At 73.0% G+C, this 25,963-nt stretch carries 25 protein-coding genes and 1 pseudogene; 6 read left to right on the top strand and 20 right to left on the bottom strand.

Going from position 1 to position 25,963, the window contains the following annotated elements:
• Window positions 1-10: 10 nt before the first annotated feature.
• The 8 genes from DEJ19_RS14670 to DEJ19_RS14635 all read right to left on the bottom strand — a co-directional run bounded on the left by DEJ19_RS14670 (window position 11) and on the right by DEJ19_RS14635 (window position 8,917).
• Entirely contained in the window at window positions 11-280 is a 270-nt protein-coding gene (locus DEJ19_RS14670) for a hypothetical protein (protein ID WP_071406090.1), read from the bottom strand.
• A 100-nt stretch (window positions 281-380) separates the two neighbouring features.
• The gene (locus DEJ19_RS14665) at window positions 381-1,901 is read right to left on the bottom strand and encodes a sensor histidine kinase (RefSeq protein WP_111232911.1); all 1,521 of its coding nucleotides are present in this window, start codon (window positions 1,899-1,901) and stop codon (window positions 381-383) included.
• A gap of 56 nt (window positions 1,902-1,957) precedes the next feature.
• Window positions 1,958-2,680 (bottom strand): response regulator transcription factor, encoded by a 723-nt coding sequence (locus tag DEJ19_RS14660; RefSeq protein WP_111030747.1) that lies wholly within the window; start codon window positions 2,678-2,680, stop codon window positions 1,958-1,960.
• 35 nt (window positions 2,681-2,715) lie between these two features.
• Window positions 2,716-4,887, bottom strand: coding sequence for an ArnT family glycosyltransferase (locus tag DEJ19_RS14655; RefSeq protein ID WP_258377371.1), 2,172 nt, complete (start codon window positions 4,885-4,887; stop codon window positions 2,716-2,718).
• Window positions 4,888-5,157: 270 nt separating this feature from the next.
• Entirely contained in the window at window positions 5,158-5,970 is an 813-nt protein-coding gene (locus DEJ19_RS14650) for a fructosamine kinase family protein (RefSeq protein ID WP_111232912.1), read from the bottom strand.
• Window positions 5,971-6,047: 77 nt separating this feature from the next.
• On the bottom strand, window positions 6,048-6,782 hold the full coding sequence (locus DEJ19_RS14645) for a response regulator transcription factor (RefSeq protein WP_111232913.1): 735 nt from the start codon (window positions 6,780-6,782) through the stop codon (window positions 6,048-6,050).
• A complete protein-coding gene (locus DEJ19_RS14640; protein ID WP_111232914.1) occupies window positions 6,770-7,984 on the bottom strand; it encodes a sensor histidine kinase in 1,215 nt (404 codons plus the stop codon). Before DEJ19_RS14640 ends, DEJ19_RS14645 begins: the two co-directional genes overlap by 13 nt.
• Before the next feature lie 84 nt (window positions 7,985-8,068).
• The gene (locus DEJ19_RS14635; protein WP_071406548.1) at window positions 8,069-8,917 is read right to left on the bottom strand and encodes a LysR family transcriptional regulator; all 849 of its coding nucleotides are present in this window, start codon (window positions 8,915-8,917) and stop codon (window positions 8,069-8,071) included.
• 71 nt (window positions 8,918-8,988) lie between these two features.
• On the opposite strand from DEJ19_RS14635, the gene DEJ19_RS14630 reads away from it, so the two are divergent.
• The 3 genes from DEJ19_RS14630 to DEJ19_RS14620 all read left to right on the top strand — a co-directional run bounded on the left by DEJ19_RS14630 (window position 8,989) and on the right by DEJ19_RS14620 (window position 12,518).
• On the top strand, window positions 8,989-9,894 hold the full coding sequence (locus tag DEJ19_RS14630; protein WP_111058037.1) for a DMT family transporter: 906 nt from the start codon (window positions 8,989-8,991) through the stop codon (window positions 9,892-9,894).
• Window positions 9,895-10,019: 125 nt separating this feature from the next.
• Complete coding sequence (locus DEJ19_RS14625; protein ID WP_111232942.1) at window positions 10,020-11,606, top strand: long-chain-fatty-acid--CoA ligase; 1,587 nt, start codon at window positions 10,020-10,022, stop codon at window positions 11,604-11,606.
• Between the two features lie 42 nt (window positions 11,607-11,648).
• Entirely contained in the window at window positions 11,649-12,518 is an 870-nt protein-coding gene (locus tag DEJ19_RS14620; RefSeq protein WP_111094519.1) for a UbiA family prenyltransferase, read from the top strand.
• A gap of 66 nt (window positions 12,519-12,584) precedes the next feature.
• On the opposite strand, the gene DEJ19_RS14615 is transcribed toward DEJ19_RS14620, so the two are convergent.
• From DEJ19_RS14615 to DEJ19_RS14595, 5 genes are all read right to left on the bottom strand, one after another.
• Window positions 12,585-13,778, bottom strand: a complete 1,194-nt coding sequence (locus DEJ19_RS14615; protein WP_258377372.1) for an FAD-dependent oxidoreductase — start codon at window positions 13,776-13,778, stop codon at window positions 12,585-12,587.
• An 84-nt stretch (window positions 13,779-13,862) separates the two neighbouring features.
• Window positions 13,863-15,107, bottom strand: a complete 1,245-nt coding sequence (locus DEJ19_RS14610) for an acyltransferase family protein (protein ID WP_111232915.1) — start codon at window positions 15,105-15,107, stop codon at window positions 13,863-13,865.
• A gap of 283 nt (window positions 15,108-15,390) precedes the next feature.
• The gene (locus tag DEJ19_RS14605; RefSeq protein WP_071406544.1) at window positions 15,391-16,689 is read right to left on the bottom strand and encodes an NAD(P)/FAD-dependent oxidoreductase; all 1,299 of its coding nucleotides are present in this window, start codon (window positions 16,687-16,689) and stop codon (window positions 15,391-15,393) included.
• Between the two features lie 103 nt (window positions 16,690-16,792).
• On the bottom strand, window positions 16,793-17,341 hold the full coding sequence (locus DEJ19_RS14600; RefSeq protein WP_111232916.1) for a dihydrofolate reductase family protein: 549 nt from the start codon (window positions 17,339-17,341) through the stop codon (window positions 16,793-16,795).
• Window positions 17,342-17,362: 21 nt separating this feature from the next.
• Complete coding sequence (locus DEJ19_RS14595) at window positions 17,363-17,854, bottom strand: hypothetical protein (protein ID WP_111232917.1); 492 nt, start codon at window positions 17,852-17,854, stop codon at window positions 17,363-17,365.
• A gap of 82 nt (window positions 17,855-17,936) precedes the next feature.
• Between DEJ19_RS14595 and DEJ19_RS14590 the strand changes: the two genes are divergently transcribed.
• Together DEJ19_RS14590 and DEJ19_RS14585 are read left to right on the top strand one after the other, a co-directional pair.
• Complete coding sequence (locus DEJ19_RS14590) at window positions 17,937-18,710, top strand: alpha/beta fold hydrolase (protein WP_146248302.1); 774 nt, start codon at window positions 17,937-17,939, stop codon at window positions 18,708-18,710.
• Window positions 18,707-19,504, top strand: a complete 798-nt coding sequence (locus DEJ19_RS14585) for an esterase/lipase family protein (RefSeq protein ID WP_349775273.1) — start codon at window positions 18,707-18,709, stop codon at window positions 19,502-19,504. The genes DEJ19_RS14590 and DEJ19_RS14585 overlap by 4 nt, the downstream gene beginning before the upstream one ends.
• An 88-nt stretch (window positions 19,505-19,592) precedes the next feature.
• Here DEJ19_RS14585 and DEJ19_RS14580 read toward each other — a convergent pair whose 3' ends face one another.
• The 6 genes and pseudogenes from DEJ19_RS14580 to DEJ19_RS14555 form a co-directional block, all read right to left on the bottom strand.
• On the bottom strand, window positions 19,593-20,606 hold the full coding sequence (locus DEJ19_RS14580; RefSeq protein WP_111232918.1) for a LacI family DNA-binding transcriptional regulator: 1,014 nt from the start codon (window positions 20,604-20,606) through the stop codon (window positions 19,593-19,595).
• Window positions 20,607-20,657: 51 nt separating this feature from the next.
• Window positions 20,658-21,686, bottom strand: a complete 1,029-nt coding sequence (locus tag DEJ19_RS14575) for a Gfo/Idh/MocA family protein (RefSeq protein ID WP_110864090.1) — start codon at window positions 21,684-21,686, stop codon at window positions 20,658-20,660.
• The gene (locus DEJ19_RS14570; RefSeq protein ID WP_111232944.1) at window positions 21,683-22,705 is read right to left on the bottom strand and encodes a Gfo/Idh/MocA family protein; all 1,023 of its coding nucleotides are present in this window, start codon (window positions 22,703-22,705) and stop codon (window positions 21,683-21,685) included. The genes DEJ19_RS14575 and DEJ19_RS14570 overlap by 4 nt, the downstream gene beginning before the upstream one ends.
• A 108-nt stretch (window positions 22,706-22,813) precedes the next feature.
• Complete coding sequence (locus DEJ19_RS14565) at window positions 22,814-23,689, bottom strand: PASTA domain-containing protein (RefSeq protein ID WP_181441498.1); 876 nt, start codon at window positions 23,687-23,689, stop codon at window positions 22,814-22,816.
• A gap of 253 nt (window positions 23,690-23,942) precedes the next feature.
• A pseudogene (locus tag DEJ19_RS14560) lies at window positions 23,943-24,275 on the bottom strand (VOC family protein); the annotation flags it as partial.
• 80 nt (window positions 24,276-24,355) lie between these two features.
• The gene (locus tag DEJ19_RS14555; protein ID WP_111232920.1) at window positions 24,356-25,009 is read right to left on the bottom strand and encodes a CatA-like O-acetyltransferase; all 654 of its coding nucleotides are present in this window, start codon (window positions 25,007-25,009) and stop codon (window positions 24,356-24,358) included.
• Window positions 25,010-25,050: 41 nt separating this feature from the next.
• Here DEJ19_RS14555 and DEJ19_RS14550 point away from each other — a divergent pair, with 41 nt between their 5' ends.
• Entirely contained in the window at window positions 25,051-25,608 is a 558-nt protein-coding gene (locus tag DEJ19_RS14550; RefSeq protein WP_071246993.1) for a YbaK/EbsC family protein, read from the top strand.
• Here DEJ19_RS14550 and DEJ19_RS14545 read toward each other — a convergent pair.
• Window positions 25,589-25,957, bottom strand: a complete 369-nt coding sequence (locus tag DEJ19_RS14545) for a VOC family protein (protein WP_181441499.1) — start codon at window positions 25,955-25,957, stop codon at window positions 25,589-25,591. The genes DEJ19_RS14550 and DEJ19_RS14545 overlap by 20 nt on opposite strands.
• Between the last annotated feature and the right edge of the window lie 6 nt (window positions 25,958-25,963).

Genomic DNA, 25,963 nt, shown 5'->3' with positions numbered 1-25,963 from the left:
ACGCTCTCGGTCAGCGGGGCAGCAGGATCTGCACGATCGCGACGACCACGAGCGCCGCGATCGGGACGCCCGCGATCCAGGCGCCCGCCCGCATCTGTGTCCGGCGGATCGTGGGCGGTGCGTGCGAGGAGCGCGCGAACTCGGTCGCGGCCACGAGCTCCGGCGCCGCGGCGGGCGGTGCGGGTTCGGGCTGGGGGCGGTCGTCCTCGAAGGCCGGGACCTCGACCACCAGGTCGGCGGGGTCGGGGCGGCCCGGGAGCTTGTCGTACGCGTTCGTCACGGGGCCTCCTCGTCCGGCGTTCTCCGACCAGTATGCGACCGGGACGGCACTCGGTGAGCAGGAGATGTCGAGTGCGGTCGCGGCACCCGACGTCTTCTGCTCACGAAGCGCCCGAGGCCGGCAGGTCCACGGTGAACGCGGTCCGGCCGGGCTCGGACGCGACCCGCACGCTGCCGCCGTGCGCCATGACAACGGCCCGCACGATCGCCAGCCCGAGACCGCTCGTGCCGTGCTCCCGTGAGCGCGAGGCCTCACCCCGGGTGAACCGGTCGAACAGGGTCGGCAGTGACTCGGCGGGGATCGGCGGCCCGTCGTTCGCGACGACGAAGCGGACGACGGCACCGTCCGACGCAGACGCAGACGCAGACGCAGACGCAGACCCCGACCCGGGGACCGACTGCAACGACACCACGACGGCAGTCCCCGGCGGCGTGTGCGTCCGGGCGTTGGTCAACAGGTTCGTGACCACCCGTCGGAGCTGCACCTCGTCACCGGCCACGAGCACCGGCTGGTCGTCCACGATCTGCAGCGTCCATCGGTGGTCCGGCGCCGTCGCGCGGGCGTCCATCGTGGCGTCGACGACGAGCGACGTCAGGTCGACCGGTTCGCGGACGACCTGCGACGCCGGCGCCCCCGACGCCAGGGCCGAGGCGTCGAGCCGTGCGAGCAGCAGCAGCTCGTCGACGAGGTTGCCCATCCGGACGGCCTCACGTCCGATCCGTTCGACGTTGCGGTGCACGGCGTCCAGGTCCGAGGTCCGCTCCGACAGCTCGGCGTACGCCCGGACGGTGGCGATCGGGGTCCGCAGCTCGTGGGAGGCGTCGGCGACGAACGTCCGCATGCCGGCCTCGGCGTCACGACGCACGGTGAGCGCCCGGGCGACGTGACCGAGCAGCCGGTTCAGCGCGTTGCCGACCTGCGCGACCTCGCGGTTCGCGCGCAGGTCGGAGTCGGAGACGCGGACGGGGATGTCCGGGTCTCCGCGTTCCAGGTCGAGTGCGGTCACGCCGGACGCCACCGCGGCGACGCGTTCGAGCGGACGGAGCGATCGACGGACGAGCACCGTGAGCGCCCACGCGGCGACGGCGAGCCCGAGGACCGTGACGACCCCGATGACGAGCAGCAACCGGGCGATCGCGGCGTCGAGGCCACCGAGGGGGAGCGCGGTGACGAACAGGTCGCCGTCGTCGCTGACCGCCTGCGCCCGGTAGTCCCCGAGCGCGCCGAGTTCGACCGTCACGGGGTCGCCGCCGGTCTGCACCGCGGCGAGCGTCCGCTGCTGCGCCGCGGTCAGGCGGCGCTGGTCACCGTCCCCGTCGGTGTAGCCACCGAGCACCAGGTCGCCGTCGCGGACGATGGCGATGACCGTGCCCGCCGACTGCCCCGGCGCACCGATGAAGGCGTTGTCGGGATCCGGCAGATCATCCGAGTCCGACGACGACGACGACGACGAGGACGAGGACGACGACCCCGGCGGCGGTTCGGCCCCGTCCCGTCCGCCGACGGTCCGCATCGCCGCCGTCGACAGCTCCGCGTCGAGCCGGTCGACCAGGTACCCCCGGAACGCGACGACGGTCACCGCCCCCACGACGACGTTCGTCGCCACGAGCAGCAGGGCCACGGCCGCCACGATCCGCCAGCGCAACGACGGCACACGCCCGGTGCGCCCGGGCCGGCTCACGTCGCCGGCCGGAGCACGTACCCCGCCCCACGGACGGTCTGCAGCATCGGCTCACGTCCGGCGTCGAGCTTCTTCCGCAGGTACGACACGTACATGTCCACCAGGTTCGACGACGTGCCGAAGTCCATGCCCCAGACGCTCGCCAGCAGCTGCTCGCGGGACAGCACCCGGTTGGCGTTCCGGGCCAGGTGCCGCAGCAGCTCGTACTCGGTCGGCGTGAGCTCGATCGGGTCACCGGCACGGCTGACCGAGCGGGCGTCCTCGTCGAGCCGGAGGTCCCCGACCACGACCTCGGCGCTCGCCCCGGCCGCAGCGACCCGGGCCGAGGTGCGCGCCAGGATCCGCGCACGGACGAGCAGCTCCTCGATGCCGAAGGGCTTGGTCAGGTAGTCGTCGCCGCCGCCGGTCAGCCCGGCGAGCCGGTCCTCGGGGGCGTCGCGTGCGGTGAGGAACAGCACCCGCACGCCGTCGCGGGCGTCGCGGAGCCGTTCGAGCACCTCGAACCCGTCGATGTCCGGCAGCATCACGTCGAGCACGATCACGTCGGGCTGGAACTCCCGGGCCGCGAACAGCACGTCGCGCCCGCGGTGCACCGACCGCACGGCCCAGCCGTCGCCCGCGAACGCCAGGGCGACGGCCTCGGCCAGGGCGTGCTCGTCGTCGACGACGAGGGCGCGGACGGGGGAGCCGTCGGTGCGCTGCAGCGGGGTGCCGGGCATGTCCCGGAGCCTATCCACCGCGCCCTCGTCGCCGGTCACTCCGTGCTGCTCAGGTCGTAGACGGTCTGGCCACCGACGGTCGTCGACTCGTAGTTCGCCGCGACCCACTCCTGGATCGCCGACGCGGTCGACGAGCCGCCGCCCATGCCGCCGCCGGAGCCGGACGAAACGTAGTACCCGATGTCGCCGTCGGCGACGTAGGTCTTGAACTGCGCGAGCGTCGGCGCCGGGTCGCTCGACCAGCCGCCGATCGCCATCACGGCGGTGTCGGTGTCGAGTTCGAGCTGCGCGGCCGACTGCGATCCGTTGACAGCGGCCGCCCACTTCGCGTCGGATGCTTCGAGCAGCTCCTGCAGGGCGGACGAGGTCGTCGCGCCCTCGCCACCACCCCCGGCCTGGAGGCCCGTCCCCGACCCACCCTCGGAGGTCGCGTCGTCCGTGCCGTCCTGCCCACTGCCCGGTGCCGTACCGGACGTGCCGTCCGGCATCGCCGGCGCCTCGCCGGACGCGCCCTCCGGCGGGGTCCCGCCGGGACCCTGCTGGGAGTCCGACGTGCTGTCGGAGCCGCCGTCGTCGGAGCCGGAGGTCGACCCACCCGGTCCGCCCGTGCCTCCCGGGAAGCCACCGGTGCCGCCGCCCATCCCACCGGAGCTGCTGCCCGCCGGACCGACGCTCGGGATCGAACCGGAGTGCGCGACGGTCGTCGTGGCGAGGGCGTAGGCGGTGGTGCCGGACAGGCCGAACAGGGTGCCGGCGAGGACGCCGACCGTGACGAGTCGGCGCAGCGACGGCACGCTGCCGATGACGATCAGTGCCGCGGACAGCAGCCCGCCGGCGAGCATCACCCAGCGCAGCCACGGCAGCCAGGTCGGGTTCTCGTTGAGCAGGCACCAGCCCCAGAACGCGGTGACACCGATCATCGCAGCGAGGCCGAGGCGGCCGACGAAGCGGGCTCGTGCGTGCCAGAGCAGGGCGCCGCCGGTACCGACGAGTCCGGCGATGGCCGGGGCGAGGGCGACCGTGTAGTACGGGTGGATCGTGCCCGACATGTACGAGAACACGAGTCCGGTGACCAGGAGCCAGCCACCCCAGAGGACCAGTCCGGCGCGTGCGGGATCGGCCAGGTGCGGACGGCCGACGACGACCAGCCCGACGACCAGGGCGATGAGCGCCGCGGGCAGGAGCCACGAGATCTCGAGCCCCATCTCGGACGAGAACAGGCGGTTCAGGCCGGTCGAGCCGCCGAACGAGCCTCCGGCGGTGCCGCCGGTCGTGCCGCCGCCTCCGCCGCCGTTGCCCGAACCGCCGAAGATCCGGCCGAGGCCGTTGTAGCCGAACACCAGGTCGAGCACGGTGTTGTTCGTCGAACCGCCGATGTACGGACGGGACTCGGCGGGCCAGAGCCACACGGCGACGACCCACCAGCCGGCGGCCACCACGAGGGAGCCGGCGGCGACGAGCAGGCCGACCACGCGCCGGCCCCAGCCGGTGCGGGCGGCGAACAGGTAGACGAGGCCGAAGGAGGGCAGGACGAGCAGGCCCTGCAGCATCTTCGTCAGGAACGCGAACCCGAGGGCGACCCCGGCGAGCGCGATCCACTTCCAGCTGCCCTTCGGCAGCGCCCGCACCGTGCAGTACGCCCCGGCGGTCATCAGCAGGACGAGCAGGGCGTCCGGGTTGTCGAAGCGGAACATCAGCGCCGCCGCCGGGGTCGCTGCCACGACGAAGCCCGCGAGCAGCGCGCCGACGTTCGCGGTGGTGGCACCGAGTCGGGCCAGGGTGCGGCGGACCGTGCCCCAGACCAGGGCGACGGAGCCGACGGCCATCAGCGCCTGGGGGAGCAGCAGGCTGAAGCTCGAGAAGCCGAACAGTCGGGCCGACAGCACCATCACCCACAGCGAGGCGGGTGGTTTGTCGACCGTGATGAAGTTCGACGAGTCGAGGGAGCCGAAGAAGAACGCCTCCCACGACTTCGTGCCGGCCTGCACGGCGGCGGCGTAGAAGCTGTTGGCGTACCCGGAGACGCTGAGGTCCCACAGGTACACCACGGCGGTCACGGCCAGGAGCGCCCAGAACGCCGGTCGGAGCCAGCGGGCGTCCTCGCGCTCGCCGAGGAACAGCCGGGCGAGGGGCGGGCGGCGCCGATCCCGGGCGGCACTGCGCGCGGGGTCGCGTCGGTCGGTCACGGGTATCGGGTACGTGGTCATGTCGATGAGCATCCGGGGCGTTCCCCGACTGCTGCACTGCGCCGGCTGTGGGCGGGCTAAGGACGCACGGTGCGCGGTTGGCCGGCGGGCGGCGGCGCGGCGCACGGTGCGCTGTTGTTCGGTCCGTGCGGCGTCGCCTGCTCGGTGCGCGGTTGTAGCGCTGCACGGTGCGGGCAACCCCGCACGGGTTGAGCGAGGCCGCACGGTGCGGCGCCGGCACCGGGGCGGGCAACCTCGCACGGGGTGAGCGAGGCAGCACGGTGCGAGGGGTCAGGCGTACCGCCGCGCTGCCCGGAGTGCGGCCCCGGTGTACGAGCCGTCGAACAGGAACACGTGCAGCAGCAGCGGCGCGAGCTGGTGGAGTTCGACGCGCTCCTGCCAGCCGTCGGCCAGCCGTGACTCCCGGTCGTAGGCGGCGAGCACCGTCTCGAGCCGGGGCAGCCCGAACAGCCCGAGCAGTGCCAGGTCGGTCTCCGCGTGCCCGCCGTGCGCGATCGGGTCGATGAGCACGGCGCCGGTTGGTTCGGACGAGTCCGTCGGCCAGAGGACGTTGCCGGCCCACAGGTCACCGTGCAGGCGCGCAGGTCCGTCCCCGACGAGCGCGGGCTGCGGCGACCCGAGCGTGCCGTCCTGCACGCGCGAGGCGACCCGTTCGAACACGGCGGCCTCGGCGTGGTCGAACCCGCCCGCGTCGACGATGCGGCGGACGAAGTCGCGGATGCGGTACTCGGCGAAGAACTCGCCCCAGGTCGCCGGTGCCTGCTCGGCCGCGACGAACGGCGTGCGCGAGCGGCCCATCCGCAGCGCCGCACCGCGGGTCCAGCCGGCGGGCGGCGCACCCCAGTGGTCGGCACCGGCGGCGTGGGTGTGTGCGAGGGACCGGCCGAACCGCTCGGCCTGGGCGGCGGTGGGGGAGCCGTCGGAGATCAGCTCGAGGTCGAGCACGGTCGGGGTCGGGCGCCCGAGCACGCGGGCGATGCGGGTGCCTCCGGTGTCCTCGGCCTCGGCGAGCCAGGCGAGTCCGGCGGCTTCGGCTGCCGCTTCGTCCGCGGTGGTGAACGTCTTCACGTGCGTCTCGGCCATCGGTCCATCCTGCCGAGGGGGCACCGTCGACCGTTCAGCCGACGATCACCCGGCGACCCGGTCACGCGGTCACGCGGTCACGCGGTCGGTTCTCCCCGCCGGGCCGCGTGCACGACGAGTGCGAGCTGCACCCGGTTCTCGACGCCGAACTTCTCGTACACGTGCCCGACGTGCGTCTTCACGGTGGCCAGGCCCACGTACAGGTCGGCGGCGATCTGCGCGTTGGATGCCCCGTTCGCCACGGCGAGTGCGACCTCCCGCTCCCGCTCGGTCAGCAGGGCGAGCAGCCGGCGTGCCTCGGTGTCGTCCGCAGCGGCATCGACCGGTGGCCCTGCCGGTGCGCCGCCCGGGCCACCGGCCGCCTGGCCCGAGCGGGGTCCGGCCGCGAACGCGATCACCCGGTCGAGCACGGACGGGGACAGGATCGAGCGGCCGGCCGCGACGGTCCGCACGGCCTGCACGAGTTCGTGCGGCGGGGTGTCCTTGAGCAGGAACCCACGGGCGCCGGCCTGCAGCGCCCCGAGCACGAGGTCATCGCCCTCGAAGGTGGTCAGCACCAGGACGGCCAGGTCGGGTCGTCGGCGCAGTTCGCGTTCGGTGGCGACGAGTCCGTCGCACCGGGGCATCCGGATGTCCATGAGCACGACATCGGGCGCGGTCGACGCGATGACGCCCTCGGCTTCGAGCCCGTCGCCCGCCTCGCCCACGACCACCAGGCCGTCGTCGCCGCTGAGGAGCATGCGGAGCCCGACGCGCACGAGCTGGTCGTCGTCGACCAGGACGACGCGGACGGGAGCGGTCACGGGGTCCACGGCAGCACCGCCTCGACCACGTGCACGTGTCCGTCGTCGCTGCCGGCGCGGAAGCTCCCGCCGACGAGACGGGCGCGCTCGGCGAGCCCGCGCAGGCCGTGCCCGGCCGTGTGCCCGGACGCGTCCGCGTGCGCAGGTCCGTCGGTCAGCGTGTTCGACACCACCACCCGGACCCCGGGACCGGGGACGGCCTCGACCACCACGTCGACGGGTTGTCCGGGGGCGTGCCGACGGGCGTTCGTCAACGATTCCTGCACGATCCGGTAGGCGTGCCGGCCGACTGCCGTCGGCACCGCTGCGCCGTCGGCGTCGACGCGTGCCCGGACGGTCGCGCCGCCGGCACGCGCCTGGTCGAGCAGGGCGGGCAGGTCGACGAGCGTCGGCTGCGGAGGCGCGGTGCCGGTGACCTCGTCGCCGCCGGTCGCCGCGGGGTCGCGCAACACCCCGAGGACGTCGCGCAGGTCGGTCAGCGCGGAGTGCGCCTCGGCCCGCACGACCCCGGCCGCCGCGGCGGTCTCGTCGGGGGTGAGCCCCGGGCCGCGGTACTCGAGGGCACCGGCGTGCAGCGCGACCAGGGACAGCCGGTGGCCCAGGACGTCGTGCATCTCGCGGGCGATGTGGGCGCGCTCCTGCTCGCGGGCACGGTCCTCGCGCAGCTGCTGGTCGCGTTCGAGCAGGGCGGCCCGCTCACGCAGCGACAGCAGGAGCGCCCGGCGCTGCCCGATCGCGATGCCGATGACCACGAGCAGGGCGATGCCGACGACGCCCGCGACCAAGATCTGCCAGAGCGGCATGTCGTCGGCCGGGGGCGCCAGGACGACGTCGTAGAGCACCGTGGCACCGAGCAGCACCGCACCGGCGACGGCGAGCTCGACGGCCCGGCGCCGGGTGGCGAGCGACACCGTGGCGATCGCGGCCGCCCCGACCGCCAGGGTCGAGACCGAGCTGAGTGCAGCGATGACGACCGTGATCAGCAACGGTGCCCGGTGCCGGAACGGCAGGAGGACGAGGGCGGCCAGACCGGCAGCCACATCGCCGAGGATCAGTGCGCCGACGTGCAGGTCGCTCCACCCACGGGTGTCCATCGTCGGCCACACGAGCCCCGCGGTGAGCAGCCCGGTCAGGGCCGCGACGGCGACACGCCAGGTCTGGGACCACACACGCTGCCCGAGCGGCACGGCGGGGAGCGCGGTCGAGGTCATGCCCCGAGCCTAGGGAGCCGGGTCGACGAGCGGATCCGCCGAAGGTCGGAGGTCGGAGGTCGGGGCTCGGAGGTGCCCCGTGTCTCAGACCGCGTCCACCAGGGCCCGCGCCAACGGGTGCCACGCACGGGACGACGGCCCGCTCAGCACCAGGGTCCGTTCGAGCCGCCGGGCCATCGGGATCATCACGAGGTCGGGCGGCAGCATCCCGCGGCCCAGGGTCGGCACGATCGAAACGCCCTCGCCCCGCTGGATCATCCCGAACATCGTGCTCATCTCCCGCACCCGGTGGGCGTACCGGAACGGGCGGCCGTCGAGCTCGTGGAGCTTCTGGATCTGGTACTCGCAGCCACCGCCGCCCGCCACCAGACCGTCCTCGTGCAGGTCGTCGAGGGTGAGCGCGGGCAGTTCGGCGAGAGGGTGGTCGCGGCGGATCACGGCGGCCATCTCGTCCCGCGCCACGACCACGCCGCCGTCGGGCACCGGCGAGGGGTCGACGAGCACGGCGGCGTCGACGGTGCCGGCCTCGAGCCACTCCGGCATCTCGTCGTCGTCCCCCTCGTAGACCTGCACGTCGACGTCGGGCAGGGTCACCGCCCACAGTTCGCGGAGCCGCGGCAGCAGGCCCTGGCAGACGGTGGGGACGGCGGCGAGGCGCACGGTGCCGCGCGCCGTGGCGGGCCGGACCACCGCCTCCAGGGCTTCGACCGAGGCGAGCACGCTGCGGGCGTGGGCCAGCAGGCGGTCGCCCAGCGGTGTGGCGGCGGCGACCGTGCCGCGGCGCACCACGGGGCCGCCGACCTCGCGTTCGAGCCCGGCGACGGCGTGGGACACCGCGGACTGCCCGACGCCCAGCGCTGCGGCCGCTGCGGTGAAGGACCCGGCGTCGAGCGTGGCGACGAACGCGCGCAGTTGCTGGACCGAGACGGTCATGCGTCCTCCTCATGGCGGCATGAGCGACATGCGTTTGCCGCATGTCGCCCGGTGGTCCGACACTAGGCCACGTGAACGCCCTCCTCTACGCCCTCGTCGCACTGACCTGGGGATCGAGCTTCCTCTTCGCGAAGATCGGCCTCGACGGTCTCGCCCCGCAGCAGGTCGCCACCGTGCGGACCGTGCTCGGTGGGGTCACGCTGGTCGTGGTGCTCCTGGCGACCCGCCGGCGCTGGCCCCGGGAACCGCGGACCTGGGCGCACCTGGCGGTCGTCGCGGTGTTCCTCAACGCGGTGCCGTCGTCCCTGATGGCATGGGCTGAGCAGACGGTGCCGTCCGGGCTCGCGAGCATCTACAACGCGACGACCCCGATCATGACGCTGGCCGCACTCGCGGTGCTCGTGCCGTCCGAACGGCTGCGCGGACGGCAGGTGCTCGGGATCGTGCTCGGCATCGTCGGGGTGCTCGTGCTGGTCGGCCCGTGGGACGTCCTGACCGACCCGGAGGTCCTGGCGAGCGTGCCGGGGCAGGTCGCGCTGCTCGGCATGACCGCGTCCTACGGCATCGGGCTCGCCTACCTGCGCCGCGTCGCCGTGGCGAGCGCGTACGACCCGGTCACCCTGGCGACGGTCCAGCTGACGCTGGCCTCCGGGATGCTCCTGCTGGTCGCGCCCGTCATCGCGACCGGTCCGGTGCAGTTGGACGGGAGGATCGTGGCCGCGATGGTCGCGCTCGGTTGCGTCGGCACGGGGCTCGCCTACGCCTGGAACACCCGGCTCGTGCAGGCGTGGGGCGCCGGCCGCGCCTCCACCGTCACGTACCTGACGCCGGTGGTCGGGGTGGCGCTCGGTGTGCTCGTGCTGGGGGAGCGGGTGCGGTGGAACGAGCCCGTCGGCGGGCTCGTCGTCCTGCTCGGGATCGCCCTGGCGTCCGGGGTGCTCCTCCGTCGGCGGGAACCTGCGGCGTCCGCCGCCTGACCGGTCCGCCGGGTCGAGCCTGCCTGACCGGTCCGCCGGGCCGAGCCTGTCTGACCGGTCCACCGGGTCGGGCCGTAGGATCGGCGGTGACGACGACGAGGTCGTCGACGAAGACGGAGACGGGCATGCACGACACCCACACCACCCGCGCGACCGCGTCGGTCGCAGCGATCCTCGCCGAGTCTGCGGCGCGCTACCCGGACGACGTCGCCGTCATCGTGGGCGACGTCCGCACGACCTACGCCGAGCTGTGGGCGCAGACCCTGGCCTACGCCGGGGCACTCCGCGCGCGGGGCGTGACCGAGGGGGCGAAGGTGGCGATGCTCGTGCCGAACGTCGCGGACTTCCCCCGCGTCTACTACGCCACGCTGGCCCTCGGCGCGGTGGCAGTGCCCGTGCACGCGCTGCTGAAGCGCCGCGAGATCGAGTACGTCCTGCGCGACAGCGGCGCGACACTGCTCGTCTGTGCTGCCCCGCTGCTCGGCGAGGGCGCCGCCGGTGCCGAGCTCGCCGGAGTCGACGTCGTGACCGTACTCGCGCCGGCGACAGCCGACGACGGGTCCGCGGCCGGCCCCGACCGGCTCGAGGCCCTGGCCGCGCAGAGCGAACCGCTCGACACCTACGTGCCGCGGCACCCGTTCGACACCGCCACGATCCTGTACACGAGCGGCACCACCGGCCAGCCCAAGGGTGCCGAGGGCTCGCACTTCGCGCTGCTCGAACAGGTCAACACCAACCTGATGACGACGTTCGACATGCACCGCGGGGACGTCCTGCTCGGCGCCCTGCCGCTGTTCCACACGTTCGGGCAGACCTGCACGATGAACACCGGCTTCCGGACCGGCGCGACGCTCGTCATGCTGCCGAAGTTCGACGGTGACTCGGCGCTCGCCGCGATGGTCGAGCACGGCTGCGGCATCTTCATGGGCGTCCCGACGATGTACATGGCGCTGCTCGACGCTGCGACCCGGTCCGAGGCCCGTCCGACGCTCCGGTACGCGATCTCCGGCGGTGCCTCGTTGCCGCTGGCCGTGCTCGAGCGGTTCGAGCAGGTCTTCGACGCCCCGATCCACGAGGGGTACGGACTGACCGAGACCTCGCCGGTCGCCACCTTCAACCACGTCGGGCAACCGCCGCGGCCCGGCACCATCGGTACGGCGGTGTGGGGCATCGACGTCGAGATCGCCGACCCCGAGGTCCGCGACGCGATCGTCATGCTGCCGCACGGCGAGATCGGCGAGCTCGTGATCCGCGGCCACAACCTGATGAACGGGTACCTCGACCGGCCCGAGGACACCGCCGAGGCCATCGTCGACGGCTGGTTCCGCACCGGTGACCTCGGCACGAAGGACGACGACGGGTACCTGACGATCGTCGACCGCACGAAGGACATGATCATCCGCAACGGCTACAACGTGTACCCGCGGCAGGTCGAGGAAGTGCTCGCCACCCACCCCGACGTCGCGATGGCCGCGGTCTTCGGCGTGCCGCACGCGGTGCACGGGCAGGAGGTCGAGGCCGCGGTGGTCCTGCACGCCGGCGCGTCCGTCGAGCCGCAGGTCCTGGTCGACTTCGTCGCCGCCGAGATCGCCGCGTACAAGTACCCGCGGGTGGTGCACGTCCTCGAGGCGTTGCCGCTCGGCCCGAGCGGCAAGGTGCTCAAGCGCGAGCTCGTCGACCGGTTCAGCGTCGAGGTGACGGCGGTTCCGTGATCCGCCTCACGACCGCGCAGGGGCGATCCGTACGCTGACCGGGTGACCGCCAGCCGCACCCCGTCGACCGCGCGTCTGCTGTTCGCGTCGTCGCACCCCGGACCCACGGTCACCGTGACCGTCCTCGCAGCGGTGATCGCCGCCGCCGTCGGGCACCCCGTGTGGCTCGTGGTGCTGGTGGCGCTGACGGTCGTCGCCGGGCAGCTGTCCATCGGGCTGGCGAACGACTGGATCGACGCGGACCGCGACCGGGCCGTCGGGCGGAGCGACAAGCCCGTCGCCCGCGGCCTCATCGCCGTTGGCACCGTCCGTACCGCCGCGTACGCCACCGCCGGGATCGCCGTGGTGCTCTCGCTGTTCCTGGGGCCGGTCGCCGCGGTCGCGCACCTCGTGCTGGTCGCCGCCGGGTGGGCCTACGACGCCGGGCTGAAGCGTTCGGTGTGGTCGGTGGCGCCGTTCGTGGTCGCCTTCGGGCTGCTGCCCGTCGTGTCCGTCGCGGCCGGGCCCGAGGGACAGTGGCCGGAGTGGTGGGCGATCGCCACGGGGGCCGTCTTCGGGATCGCCATCCACTGCACCAACGTGCTGCCCGACCTGGTCGACGACGCCGCCACCGGCGTGCGGGGCTTCCCGCATCGCCTCGGGCTCCGCGGCGCGGGGATCGTCGCGTTCGCCTCGCTCGTCGTCGCTGCAGCGCTGGTGCTCGGCGGACAGGTCCTCGGCGACGACCCGGTGCGGGGCCTCGGCGTCGTGCTCGCGGTCCTCGGTGCCGTCGTGGTGGCCGTGCTCGCCGTCGTCGGCGTCCGGTTGGTGCTCGCAGGACGGGCTTCACGCGCCCTGTTCCGGCTGGTCATCGCGTCGTCCCTCGTGCTCGTCGTCGAGCTCGGCTTCGCGGGCGCGCGACTCGTCGCCTGACGACGCGGAACGCGACTCCGCGACTGCGCCGGTGCGCCGGTGCGTCTGTGCGCCGGACGTGAGCCTTCAGGCCCAGCGCATCGCGTAGAGCCGGGCCAAGCCGTGCGCGGTCGGCAGGGACAGGGCGGTCCGGAGCAGCGCCTCCCGGCCGGTCGCCGTGACGGGGCCGAGCGGACGGCCGAGTGCCATGTTCGCCTCGGCCTGCCGAGCCGCGCGGCGGGCGGCTGCCTGGCGGCGGGCGGCGTAGCCCGGCCACGGACCGGCCGTGCCGGTGCGGACCGCTCCGGCGAGCAGCGGCGCGAGCTCGGCGGCGTCGAGCCACCCCAGGTTCATGCCCTGCCCGCCGATCGGACTGATCTCGTGGGCGGCGTCCCCGACGAGCACGGCTCGGCCGACGCCCACGCGGTCGGCGGTGCGGCGGCGCACCCGGAAGCCGCTGGTCATCGAGCAGGTCGCGGGGTCGGGGACGACGCCGGTGCGCTCGGCGACGAGTGCGGCCAGGCGTGCGACGACCGCGGGGTCCGGCGTGCCCGTCCAGCTGCCCTCGGCCGAGGCGAACGCGTCGTCGTCCGGCACCAGGGCGACGTACCGGCGACGCGCACCCGGCAGCGGGAAGGACTCGACCACCCCGTCCGGGCCGACGTCGACCAGCGCGGCCGACCGGGCCGACGGTGTCTCGGGATCGGCGAAGTCGCCCATCACGTAGCGGTCCGGGTACTCCCGGCCGGTGGTGCCGATGCCGAGCAGGTCGCGGACGGCGCTCCGGGCACCGTCGGCCCCGACGACGAAGGCCGCACGGACCGTCACGGTGTCGCCGTCCGGTCCGGTCCCGGTGGCGTCGACGTGGTCGGGGTGCCGGGACAGTGCGGTCAGGGTGGTCCCGGTCCGCAGGGCGCTCGGTGCGCTGGCCCGGAGCCGGTCGCGGAGCAGGGACTCGGTGCGGTGCTGGTCGAGGGTGGCCACGTACGGGTGGGTCGGCGACGCGCGGTCGAAGCGCAGGGTGCCGAGGGTCCGACCGCGGCTCCGGGCCACGCCGGCGTGCACCAGCGACGCCTCGGCGAGCACCGCCGTGTCCAGGCCGATCGCGGCGAACGCGTCGAGGGACGGCGGGTGGATGCCGATGGCCCGCGAACCGGTCGGCGGTTCCGCGCGGCGTTCCCACACCCGGACGTCGACGCCCCGCGCCGCCAGGAGTGCCGCCAGGAACAGCCCGACGGGGCCGCCGCCGACGACGAGGACGTCGACGCGTTCGATGGGCACGGACCGAGCCTACGGTGACCGTTCGCCGCGGCGTTCAGTGAGCAGAAGACGTCGGGTCAGCGGGCTGTACTCGACGTCTTCTGCTCACTCGATGTGCTGCGCGGGCGCTGGCGCTGGCGCGGGCGCGGGCGCGAGCGCGAGCGCGGGCCGGGGCGCAGCACTGCGACCCGCTCGGACCCGAGCGCGGAACCGCTCGACGGGCACCTCGACGGCGTAGGCGGCGCCGATCGACACGATCACCACCGCGCCGACCAGGCCGACCGTGCCCCAGGCGCCGATCGCGAAGGTGCCGAGCAGCGCGATCACCAGCGGGTGCCAGAGGTACGCCGAGTACGAGACCCGGCGGCCGAACCACGACACCGGCGTCCAGGCCAGGGCGGCGGACACGGGGGAGCGGACCGAGACCAGCCCGCCGATCGCCACCGCCGCGATCACACCGGTCAGCGGCAGCACGATGCCGAACGTCGACGCGTGCTGCGTCCAGTCGTCGTCGATCCAGAGCAGCACCCAGACCAGCAGCAGGAGACCGAGCCAGGTCGCCACGTGCCCGAGGACCCCGGCGGCCCGCACGCGCACCCGTTCGTCGTCGAGCAGCAGGGCCAGCCCGCAGCCGATCGCCAGCGGCACGACCCCGAGCACGGGCGAGAAGTAGACGTCGGGCGTGGCACCGCCGCTCGGGCTGCGGTAGCTCGCCCACGACACCGCCGACGCCCCGACGACCAGGACCCCGAGCCCCGCCAGGAGCCAGCGGCCGCCCCGGAGCGCGGCGAGCAGGACCAGGACCGGCGGCCACACCAGGTAGAACTGCTCCTCCATCGACAGGCTCCACGTGTGCGCGAAGACGCCCTGCGACGTGTCCCAGAAGGCGCGGAACAGGTTGCCCGTGTAGGTCAGCGCGATGAACGCCGCTTCGCCGGACGACAGCGAGGCGCCCTTGTAGTCACCGACCCAGTTCCAGAGCAGCAGCCCGACGACGACGAACGCGAGCAGTGCCGGGTACAGGCGGAGCAGCCGCTTCACCCAGAACGAGCCGAGGCGCACCCGCCCGGTGCGACGCCGTTCGCCGAGCAGCAGCGTCGTGATGAGGAAGCCGGACAGCACGAAGAACACCGTCACGCCGATGAAGCCGCCCTCGAACTGCGGCACGTGCAGGTGGTACAGGACGACGATCAGGATGGCGAGCGTCCGAAGTCCGTCGAGCGCGGGTGCGCGGTGCGTCAGCGGGGGTGGCGGAGCCTGCTGCGTGCCTGCTCCGGAGTGCGCCGGGGTGGCCGTGCGGTGCTGTGGCTGCGCCTGCGTCGGCGCGTGGGTCAGCGTGGTCGTCGCCATGGTCCCTCCCCGCGCTGCTCGGTTGCGTGTCGCCGACCAGGGTCCTCCTCGCGGGTAAGAGGAGTCTCAACGAGCGGGGCCGGTCCGTGGGTCCGGACCACGCGTCGGCGCCAGCCCCGCGCACCACGCGCCGGCCGGGAGGCCCGTGGCCCGCCCGCACCGCGCCTCCTGGCCGTCGCGCCCCGCGTCCACCGCATGCACATGGTGAGCAGGAACGGTCGGGTCCGACGTGCGGACCCGACCGTTCCTGCTCACCATGCGAGCGTGCGAGCGACCTCGGCGGCTACTCGGCCTTCTGCAGCTGCCAGGGGTCCGGCTCGCGGTCGCCGTTCGGGCGCACCGGGCGGACGTCGCCGACGATCGGGATCGATCGCTTCCGCATGAACCACACGTAGCGGACGAAGAAGTGGGTCAGGGTCGACATCCGGTTGCCGGCACCGAGCAGGCTCGTGATGTGCACGAACACCCAGGCCAGCCAGGCGACCGGGCCGACCATCGTGATCCCGCCGCGCAGCTGGGCGACCGCGGCGTTCGTGCCGATCGTCGCCATGGTGCCCTTGTCGAAGTACTTGAAGCGCTCGGTGGCCTTGCCCTCGAGCAGGCGCACGATCTGCCGCGCCGAGTGCCGTCCGCCCTGCAGCGCCGGCTGGGCGAGCTGGGCGAGGGCGTCGTCCTGCGCGGCGATGTCACCGGCGGAGAAGATCCGCTCGGCGCCCTTCACGCTCAGGTCGTCGTTCACCTGGATGCGGCCACCGTGGGTCTGCGGCAGGCCCCAGCCGGAGACCTCCTTGTGCGCGGCCACGCCGGTCGCCCAGATCACCTGCGACGCGGGGATGAACTCGCCGTCCGCGGTCATCACGCCGTCGCGCTTGACCTCGGAGACGCCGGTGTTCAGCCGCAGCACGACACCGCGCTTGCGCAGCACCTTGGCGGCGTAACGGCGCAGGCGCGGGGCGAACGGCTTGAGGAGCTCGCCGCTGCGGTGCACGAGGGTGATCGAGATGTTGCCGCGTTCGATCTCCGGGTACGCGCCGACGAGTGCCTGGTCGCGGAGCTCGGCGAGCGCACCGGCCATCTCGACACCGGTCGCACCGCCACCGACGATCACGATGCGGATCTCGTCGGGGCCCTGGTTGGCCGCCGCTTCTTCGAGCCGGGTGAACAGCTCGTCGCGGATGCGGAGTGCCTGCGAGCGGGAGTACATCGAGTACGCGTACTCGTACGCACCGGGGGTGCCGAAGTAGCTCGTGTTCACGCCGTTGGCGAGGATCAGGTAGTCGTAGTGCAGGTGCTCACCGTCGGACATCTCGGCGATGCGCTCGTCGGTGCGGATGCCGGTGAGCAGGCCGTGACGGAACTCGGCGTTCGACTGGCGGGCCCGGAGCGAGCGCAGGAAGTACGTCACGTCGCCGGCGTTCAGGCCGCCCGTCGCCACCTGGTACATCAGGGGCTGGAACATGTTGTAGACGTGACGGTCGACCAGGGTCACCCGGACCGGCGCGTCGGCGAGCTCCCGCATGGCGGCCACACCGGCGAATCCACCGCCGACGATGACGACGTGCGGGCGGGTGTCCTGGGTCATGCTTGCTCCGGTGTTCCTCGGGTGCGGATGGTCACCCACGAGGGTACGCGCGGTTTGCCGGGGCGCATGACGGGCAGAGGCCGGGAGGCCCGTGGTGCGTCCGTCAGGCGTCGAACCGCCCGTAGGTGTTCAGCACGTTCCCCTTGCTCGTCACGGTGCTGCCGACCAGACGCAGGCGCGTGGGCGGGTCGGTCGGTTCGAACAGTCGCCGGCCACGGCCGGCGATCGCCGGGTGGATCATGAGCTGCAGTTCGTCGAGGACCCCGGCGAACAGCAGGCTGCGGACGAGCGTGACACTGCCGCACACGGCGATGTCCGCCCCGTCGCGCTGCTGCAGGTCGCGGACGAACGCGGGGACGTCGCCCGGTATCAGCGTGCTGTTCTGCCAGGTCAGGTCGTCGCCGAGCGTGGTGGAGGCCACGTGCTTCTCGATCGGGTTGATCCACTGCCCGAAGGGGTCCTCCGGGTGGGCGGGCCACCACTCGGACCACTCGAGGTAGCTGTTCCGGCCGAGCAGCACGGTGTCGGTGCGGGCCATGAAGGCACCCATGGCCGCGCCGAGCTCGTCGTCGAAGCTGTCGTACTGGAACTCGTAGGGGTCCTGCACGACGCCGTCGACCGACGTGAACAGACCGGCAGTGGTCTTCCGCATGGGACGGATCGTACCCGCCGGTCAGCTCCCGGTGCCGTCGGTGCTGCCGGGGGCCTGGCCGGTGCCGTTGCCCGGGAACCGGTTCGTGCCGGGCACCTGCGTCGTCGACTGCGTCCGGTCCGCACCGATCGCGTGGCCGATGGCGAACCCGACGCCTCCGCCGACGAGCAGTGCGGCGAGTCCGACGATCGCGGCGAGGAGCGGCCAGAACCACGGGGGCTTCGGGCCGGTGCTGCGGCGGTTGGTCGGGCTCGCGGCGCCGGCTGCGGCTCCGTACCAGGGGGTGGCGCCGTTCGGGGCGGTGGAGTCCCAGGCGCCCGGGGTGCCGGCGCCGGCGTCCGCGCGGTACGGCTGCGGCTGTTGCTGCTGCTGTGGTAGTTGCGGCGCCGGGGCGTCGAGCGTGGAGGTCGACGTCGGGGTCGGGGCGGCGCCCCAGCCGGTCGGAGCCGTTGCCCGGTTCGCCCGGTCGGAGCCGTCCGGTTCGTGGCCGTTGGTGGGAGTGGTGTCGCTCATGCCAGGAGTGCACACGGCCCGGCTATGCGCAGCCGATGACGAGGCTGACCCGGTGCTGCGAACCGCCGCGTAGCCTCGGCTCGTGCGCGCTGCTGTGGAGACCGTCCGGATCGACGGGTTGCCCGTGCGCCTGCACACCATGGCGGCGCGAGAGCCGGTCCGCGACGACACCGACCCCACCGTCGTGTTCGTCCACGGCATCGGGATGTCGCACCGGTCCTTCGCTCGGTCGCAGCGCGCCGTCGCCGCCGAGCACCGCACGATCAGCGTCGACCTGCCGGGGTTCGGCTGGCTGCCCGCGGCCGGTCGGCGGCTGCCCATCGAGGAGCTCGGCGACGTGGTCGTTCGGGCGGTCCGCCACCTGGTCGACGGCGACCTGGTGCTCGTCGGGCAGTCGATGGGTGCCCAGGTCGTGGTCGAGTCCGCCCGGCGCCACCCGGAGACCGTCGCGGCGATCGTGCTCGTCGGTCCGGTGATCGACTCCGAGCGGCGATCGCTCCCGCTGCAGGCGCTCGACCTGGGCCGCGACGGGTTCGTCGAGGGGGTCCGGATGAACGGCGTCCTGGTCACCGACTACCTGCGGAGCATGCGGCAGTACACGCGTGAGCTCGGGCCGATGCTCCGCTACCCGACCGAGCGGACGATCACCGAGGTGACGCAGCCCGTCCTCGTCGTCCGCGGCACCCAGGACCCGATCGCGCGGCACGACTGGTCGGCTCGGGTCGCGGCCGCTGCGCCGAACGGCACCTTCGTGGAACTGGACGGCCCGCACCACGTGCAGGAACGGCAGCCGGACGCCTTCGCACGCCTCCTCGAGACGTTCCGCAGCGCCGAGCGCCTGGAGGGGCTGCGATGACCCGGCCGACCACGTCGGGGACGGAGGCGGCGCGGACGGCGCGATCCGGGCCTCCAGGCCGTGTCCCGCTGGTGCGACGCGCGTGGTGGGCCGCACTCGACTGGGGGTACGCCGCCAGGTGGCAGGTGCGCAGCTTCGGCCCGACCACCGCGGACGACTACCGGTCCGGCGCGGGGCAGCCCGTCGTCGTGGTCCCCGGTGTCTACGAGACCTGGCACTTCATGCGGCCGCTGATGGACGCGCTCCACGATCGGGGACACCCGGTGCACGTGCTGCCCGTCCTGCGGCACAACCTGCGCCCCGTGCCGGACTCGGCGCGCGAGGTGATCGCGACCCTGGAGGAACAGGACCTGCGGAACGTGCTCGTGCTCGCACACAGCAAGGGCGGGCTCATCGGCAAGTACGCGATGACGCAGCTCGACCAGCACGAGCGCATCGACCGGATGGTCGCGGTCTCGACGCCCTTCGCGGGCTCGGTCTACGCGCGGCTCGCGCCGGTGCCGCACCTGCGGGCGTTCCGGGCGGCCGACCCGGTGCTGGCCGGGCTGGCGCGGGAACTCGACGCGAACGCGCGGATCACCTCGGTGTACGGGGTGTTCGACACGCTCATCCCCGAGGGGAGTGAGCTCCAGGGGGCGACGAACGTGCGGCTGCCGGTGGGAGGGCACTTCCGGATCCTCGGCGATGCGCGGACTCGGTCGGCGGTGCTGGCGGCGGCGGACCCGGGCGGGGGCTCCGGCTCCAGATCTGGCGGCGGCGCTGGCGGCGGCGGCGCTGGCGGTCTTTCGCGCTGAGCGACACTTCGTGGGCGCGCGGCCGCGTGAGGTGTCGGTCAGCGCGAAACGGCGCGGCGGCCGCAGCGGCAGCGGCGCGGCAGCAGCGTCAGCGCGGGCGGTCGCCGACGCTCGCGCGCTCGACGATCCGGTGCGGCACGACGACGGTCTCCGGCGCCGCCGCGCGGTCCGCGATCCGTCGGGTCAGCAGGTCGAGCGCCGCCGTCGCGAAGGCCCGACGGTCGAACGACACCGTGCTGAGCGACGGGATCGCGTACGCGGCCGCGTCGACGTCGTCGAACCCGATGACGCTGACCTGCTCGGGAACCCGGACCCCGCGGGCGGCCAGGACGTGCAGCACCCCGAACGCGATCGAGTCGGTGAAGGCGAAGACGGCGTCGGGCAGGGGGTGCTCGTCGAGCCAGGCCGCGAAGGTCGTCGCCGCGGAACTCGTGGTCCACGACGGCAGCGGGACCCGGAGCGACGGGTCGGGCGTGATGCCGGCGGCGGCGAGCGCGGCGGTGTAGCCGCGTTCGCGGAGCTCACTCGTCGCCGTCGCGGCGCCCTCGGGTGACGCGCCGACGATCGCGATGCGCCGGTGCCCGTGGGCGATGAGGTGTTCGGTGACCTGCTCGGCTGCCGCGCGGCTGTCGACGTGCACCTGGTCGACGTGCTCGGGCTCGACCTCGCCGATGACGACGGTCGGCGGCAGCCCCTCGGTCGAGGCCAGGACGCTCGCGCTGAGGGACACCGGGTTGAGGATGAGCCCGTCCACCAGGTGTGCCCGGGCACGGGAGACCAGTTCGCGTTCGCGGGCCGGGTCGCTGCCGGTCTGCTCGAGCTGCACGACCCAGCCGCGTTCGCGGGCGAGTTCCACGAAGGACTGCGCGAGTTCGGCGGAGTAGGCGCTGCCCATCTCCGGCAGCGTCAACGCGATGGCTCCGGAGCGGCCGTTCCTGAGCCCGCGGGCGGACAGGTTCGGCACGTAGTCGAGCTCGGCGACCGCGCGCTCGACGCGTTCGCGGGTCTCCGGGCGCACGACCACGCCGCCGTTGACGACGTTGGAGACGGTCTTCGGGGACACCCCGGCGAGGGCGGCCACGTCCCGCACGGTTGCGCGCATCGGGACGAGCGTAGCGCGGGGCGGTGGCGGCGGTGCGGAGCAGGGCAGCGCTCAGTCCGCGACCTGCACCGGCACCGTCCTGCCCGTCCGCACCGACTCCTGCGCCGCCAGCACGATCGACAGCGTCCGGAGTCCGACCCCGACGTCCGGCTGCGGCTGCTCCCCGGACCCCACGGCCGCCAGGAACGTCCGGAGCATCGGCAGGTCGTGGTCGGGTCCGTACCGGAGTTCGATCGGCCGGCCCCCGACCGCGTCGAGCCCGCGAGCAGCCGCCCCGAAGAAGTCCACCGACACCGTGCCACCGGTCCCGGCGACGTCGAGCGTCAGCCCGCCCCACACCGGCGACGTGTCCGGTCGGCTCCACGAGCAGTCGATCGCCGCGATCGTGCCGTCGTCGTACGTGATGGTCACCAGGCCCGCGGTCTCGGCGTTCGCGCGGTCCGCGTGCAGCACCCGGTTGGTGACGGCGGTGACGGACACCGGTGCCGCTCCGGTCAGCCCGTCGATCAGGTCGGCGACGTGCACGACGTGGTCGACGAGGGCGCCGCCTCCGCTCAGTCGGACGTCGGTGAACCAGTCCCGGGCGAGCGGGAGCATGCCGTTGTTCGCGCCCCGCACCGAGAACACCGTGCCGAGTGCGCCCGAGTCCCGCGTCGCGCGCAGCCGGTCGAACGCCGAGGCGAAGCGCACCGGGAACGCCATCATGAGCAGCACCCCGGCGCGGTCCACCGCCTCGCGGATGGCGAGGCCGTCCTGCCACGAGGTCGCGAGCGGCTTCTCGCAGAGCACGTGTGCCCCCGCTGCCGCCGCGAGCTCGACGAACTCGCGGTGCCGCGCGTTCTCGCTCGTGACGATCACGGCGTCCGGGCCCCAGGCGAGCAGCTCGTCCACGGAGTCCGCGTACCCGGCGCCGAGCGCGCGGGCCAGTTCGGCGCCGCGCAGGTCGCCGAGTTCCGTCCCCGTCGAGGTCCCGCCCGGGTCCGTGCCGCGCACCTCGACGTCGGGCATCGCTGCCAGGGCGCCGAGGTAGCTGATGGCGTGCGTGTGGGCGAAGGAGAGCACCCCGACCCGGAGCGTCACCGCGACACCTCCACCGGCTGGCCGGACTCGATCGAGGCGATCGCCGCGTTCGCGATCCGCACCGCGGCGACGCCGTCGTCCACGGCCACCCGGGGCGGTGCACCACCGTCGAACGCGGCGAGGAAGTCGGCGAGCTCCAGCGCGTACGGATCGTCCGCCGGGTCCACCGCCGGCAGGAAACCGTCCACGGAAGCCGGTGCCGCCAGGTCACTCCGGGTGTCCTCCTCGGCCCGGGACGAGTGCGACAGGCTGCCGAGCGTCCCCGTCACCGAGTACTCGGTCGTGAAGGTCAGGTGCTGCGGCCCCCACAGCCCGGCGACGTGGCTGATCGCACCCGACTCGTGCGTGAGCAGGACGTGCGCCGCCTCGACCGGCTCCGCCTCGGAACCCGCGCGGACGCTCACCGCCGCCACCCGGGTCACCTCGCCCGCCACCCAGCGCGCGATGTCGAGGTCGTGGATCATCTGGTCCATCACGATCCCGCCCGACAGGGCGCGGTCGCCGAACCAGGGGACGTGGGTGGGGAAGGCACCGGACCGCGAGAACCGCAACACCGCCAGGTCGCCCAGGAGGCCCGTGGTCGCGGCCTCGTGCAGGCGCGCGTACGCGGGGAACCAGCGCACCACCTGGGCCGGGTAGAGCTGCACGCCTGCGTCCGCAGCGCGGGCTGCCAGGTCCGCCGCGTCCGCGTCGGTCCGGGCCAGGGGCTTCTCGGAGACGACGTCCTTGCCGGCCGCGATCGCCGCACGCACGACCTCGGCGTGAGCGTGCGTCGGGACCACCACGTCGACGACCTCGACCGCGGCGAGGAGTTCGTCGAGGCTGTCGGCGACGGTGATCGTGCTGCCCTCGGCCCGGGCGGTGTCGGTGAACGCGGCGGCGAGTTCGTGGGCGCCCTCGCGAGCGTGCACCACGACGTCGCCCAGGCGCAGGAGCCCGGGCAGGTGTGCGAACGAGATGCCGCCCGCGCCGACGAGCCCGATGCGTTTGCGGGCGAGGGACTCCGACTGCGACGTCATGGGGTCAGCGTAGGAGATGCGGTCCGAGGACGTCTCGGGCGTCACGGGGGCCGAGGCGTTCTTCGTGGTTCGGCGCCCCGGAACACGGGTCGTGTGGAGCGAGAGTGGTCAGTTCGTCTTCACGAAGACGCTCCCGTCACCGAACGATGCGATTCCGCCGTGGAAGGTATTGGGGACCTCGAACACGACCTTGCCGGTCGCGCTCTGACCAGCACCGAGCGTCACGCTCGGCATCTCCTCTACGTCGCTGAGGTACGTCGAGTCGTACACAGCACCGTCGGTTGCCGCCAGAGCGACGTCATATGCTGCAGAACTCGCGTCGACCCCGGCAGTTGACGCCGTGACGTGCACCGTGAGCACCACGTACTTCATGTTCGCGTCAGGTTGCTCGTACTCGTTCGCGGAGGTGTAGTTGTCGTTGTACCCGTCGATCCACTGTGTGTAGTCAGTCTCAGTGTCATCGAGACGGTTCGTGCTGGTCATTTGGAACTTCGTGCCGACAGGAGCGGGGGAATTGGCGCTGGAACCATCCGCTTCCGCCGGCGTCAGTCGGACTGTCGAGCCTTTCGCTACTCGTTGACCTGCGGCAGGAGACTGGCTGGCGATCCCCGCGGATGAGTCGGCGTCGCTCGTTTCCGGGACAAAGCCCGCATCTGTCAATGCAGCGGCTCCGTCCTCGATGGTCTTGCCCACCACATCGGGAACCTCGACCTGCGCGCTGTCTGCAGCGTCGTCGGTCGCATCGGCGGCGCTCGTCGCCTGTACAGCAGAAGGCGCAGAGCTGAACGCGGTGAGACCGTAGACGGTGCCGAACACGAGCGAGAGTACCACCCCGATTCCACCCAGGACTGTCCCCGTCACTCCGGCTCTGACTCGGCGAGCTAGCGCCAAGATTCCGAAGACCAACGCGAGTACGCCCAGCACGAAACCGAGATGCAGAACGACTGGAACGAACGACAGAACGACGGAGATGATGCCCAACACCAGTGCCGCCGTAGCGAGGCCCTTCGCCGGATGCGACCGCGGGGATTGTGGCTGCATGGGGAATGGAGACGGCGTACCCGGGGCGTACGGACCAGACATGCTTACTCTCCTGAAATGAGGGACGTTCAGGAGGACAGTACTGGGGGCTCACGCCATTCTGGAAGCCGCCTTCACCCCCAGATCGGGAGGTGCGCGATGAGCCGTACGTGCTCAGAACACCGACGGCACGCGTGATCGAGGTCCAGGGGACCCATCAGCGGGGTCCTGCCACGCCGACCAGGTTGCCCGCCGGGTCGTGGAAGTGCCCGATCGTGACACCGCCGCCCTCGTTGCGCTGCGCCGGCAGGACGACGGTGCCGCCGAGGTCCTCGGCACGTGCGAGCGCCGCAGCGACGTCCTCGACCCCGACGTAGAACACCGCGTGGGCTGTGAACTCCGGGCCACCGCCGATGCCGCCCGCGACCGGTCCGGCGCCCGGCACCGGGTCGAGGAACGAGTACGAGGACTGGTCGGAGACGGCTGCGGCGACCGGGGCACCCGCCGGGGAGTCCCAGCCGAAGAGCGCGGCGTAGAAGGCCCGCAACCGATCCGGGTCGGGCCGATGAGTTCGACGTGCACCACTGCGTTCGTCATGCGCGCCGTCCTACTCCGGCCAATGCCCTGAGGTCAGCCGAGCCAGCCAGGGTCGGCGAAGAGCTCCTCGAGCTCGCGCAGCAGCCGGGTCGTGTGGAAGCCGTCGGCAGCCGCGTGGTTGACCTGCAGCGCCAGCGGTAGCCGCGTCCGGTCACCAGCGGTCCGGTACCCGCCGAGCGTGATGATCGGCAGCAGGTGGTCCCAGCCGTCGCGCACCTGCAACGAGAAGCCGGTGAACGATGCTCCCGGCAGGGTCGAGACGTCGAACACGTTGCTGGGCCGGTCGTCCTGCGGGAACATCCGTGTGTCGTCGCGGTACTCCGTCATCGTCGACAGCGCAGCGTCGTGGAAGGTGCCGAAGTCGTCGTCGTACGGCACGACGAGGGCGGAGAACGTCTCGGTGTCCCGGTGGAACACGGTGAACATCGGGTGGACACGGTCCCACACGGCGAGGGAGCCGTCGTCCAGCAGCTGCATCCGGAACTCGTCGTGCCGGTTCACCACGGTCGCGATGGCCCAGAGCTGCGACGCGTAGGTCCGACGGCCGGTCGCTCGGACACGCTCGACGAAGGCGGTGACGTCGAGCTCGACGGTCACCTCGTACGCGCACGGCACCCGGTGCCGGTAGTGCTCGAAGTGCTCCCGGCGGGGCCACTGGTCGACGTCGATCGCCCGGAGTTCGGTCATGGCTCCACCCTCGTGCGGGATCGCTTCCCTACGGTGGAGCCATGCCGACGCTCGAACGTGTTCCCGCCCTGGTCGCCACCGGATTCCTCGCGATCCCCGTCGCCGAAGCCCTCGTCGCGTTGCCGACCGAGGTCGTCATGAAGATCGAGGGGGCCCCGATCGACGCCGACCTCGCTGACACCGCCGCGTTCTCGGAGGCGTACGGCTACCCGCTGGCCGGCGGCGCCAACTGCATCGTCGTCGCGGGGAAGCGCGGCGACGAGGTCCGCTACGCCGCCTGCGTCGTCCTGGCATCGACCAAGCTCGACGTCAACCGGGTCGTGAAGCAGCTGCTCGACGTCCGCAAGGCGAGCTTCGCCCCGATGGACGAAGCGGTCGAGCTGACCGGCATGGAGTACGGCGGCATCACCCCGATCGGGCTGCCGTCGTCGTGGCCGCTCTACATCGACGCGCGCGTCCTCGACGCCCCCGAGGTCGTCATCGGCGCCGGGCGCCGCGCCGCGAAGCTGTTCCTGCCCGGCGCAGCACTCACCGCACTGCCGAACGTCACCGTGGTCGAGGGCCTGGCGACCGAACCGGTCAGTCCGACGGCCGGATGAGGCAGAACGGGTGCCCCGCGGGGTCGAGGTAGACGCGGAACGTCTCCGTGCCCGACCCCGTGGCCGTCGCACCGATCGCGAGCACCGCGGCCTCGCCGTCGTCCAGGTCGTCGACCTTCACGTCGAGGTGGCTCTGCTGCGGGACCGTCTGCCCCGGCCAGTCCGGCGCCCGGTAGTCGTCGACCTGCTGGAACGCCAGGATCGGACGGTGGTCGGTGAACGGGAGGGCGAGCTCCGCCCAGTCCTCGTCGAAGCCGACGATCTCCCCGCCGAGCAGCTCGGCGTAGAAGCGAGCGAGGGCGCGGGTGTCCGGGCAGTCCAGGACGACGACGACGAGCGTGCCGATCATGGCCGA

The organism is Curtobacterium sp. MCSS17_016 (assembly GCF_003234255.2).
GTDB lineage: Bacteria > Actinomycetota > Actinomycetes > Actinomycetales > Microbacteriaceae > Curtobacterium > Curtobacterium flaccumfaciens.
The sequence above is the reverse complement of the archived record's forward strand: the minus strand, read 5'-3'. Positions and strand labels throughout refer to the sequence as shown.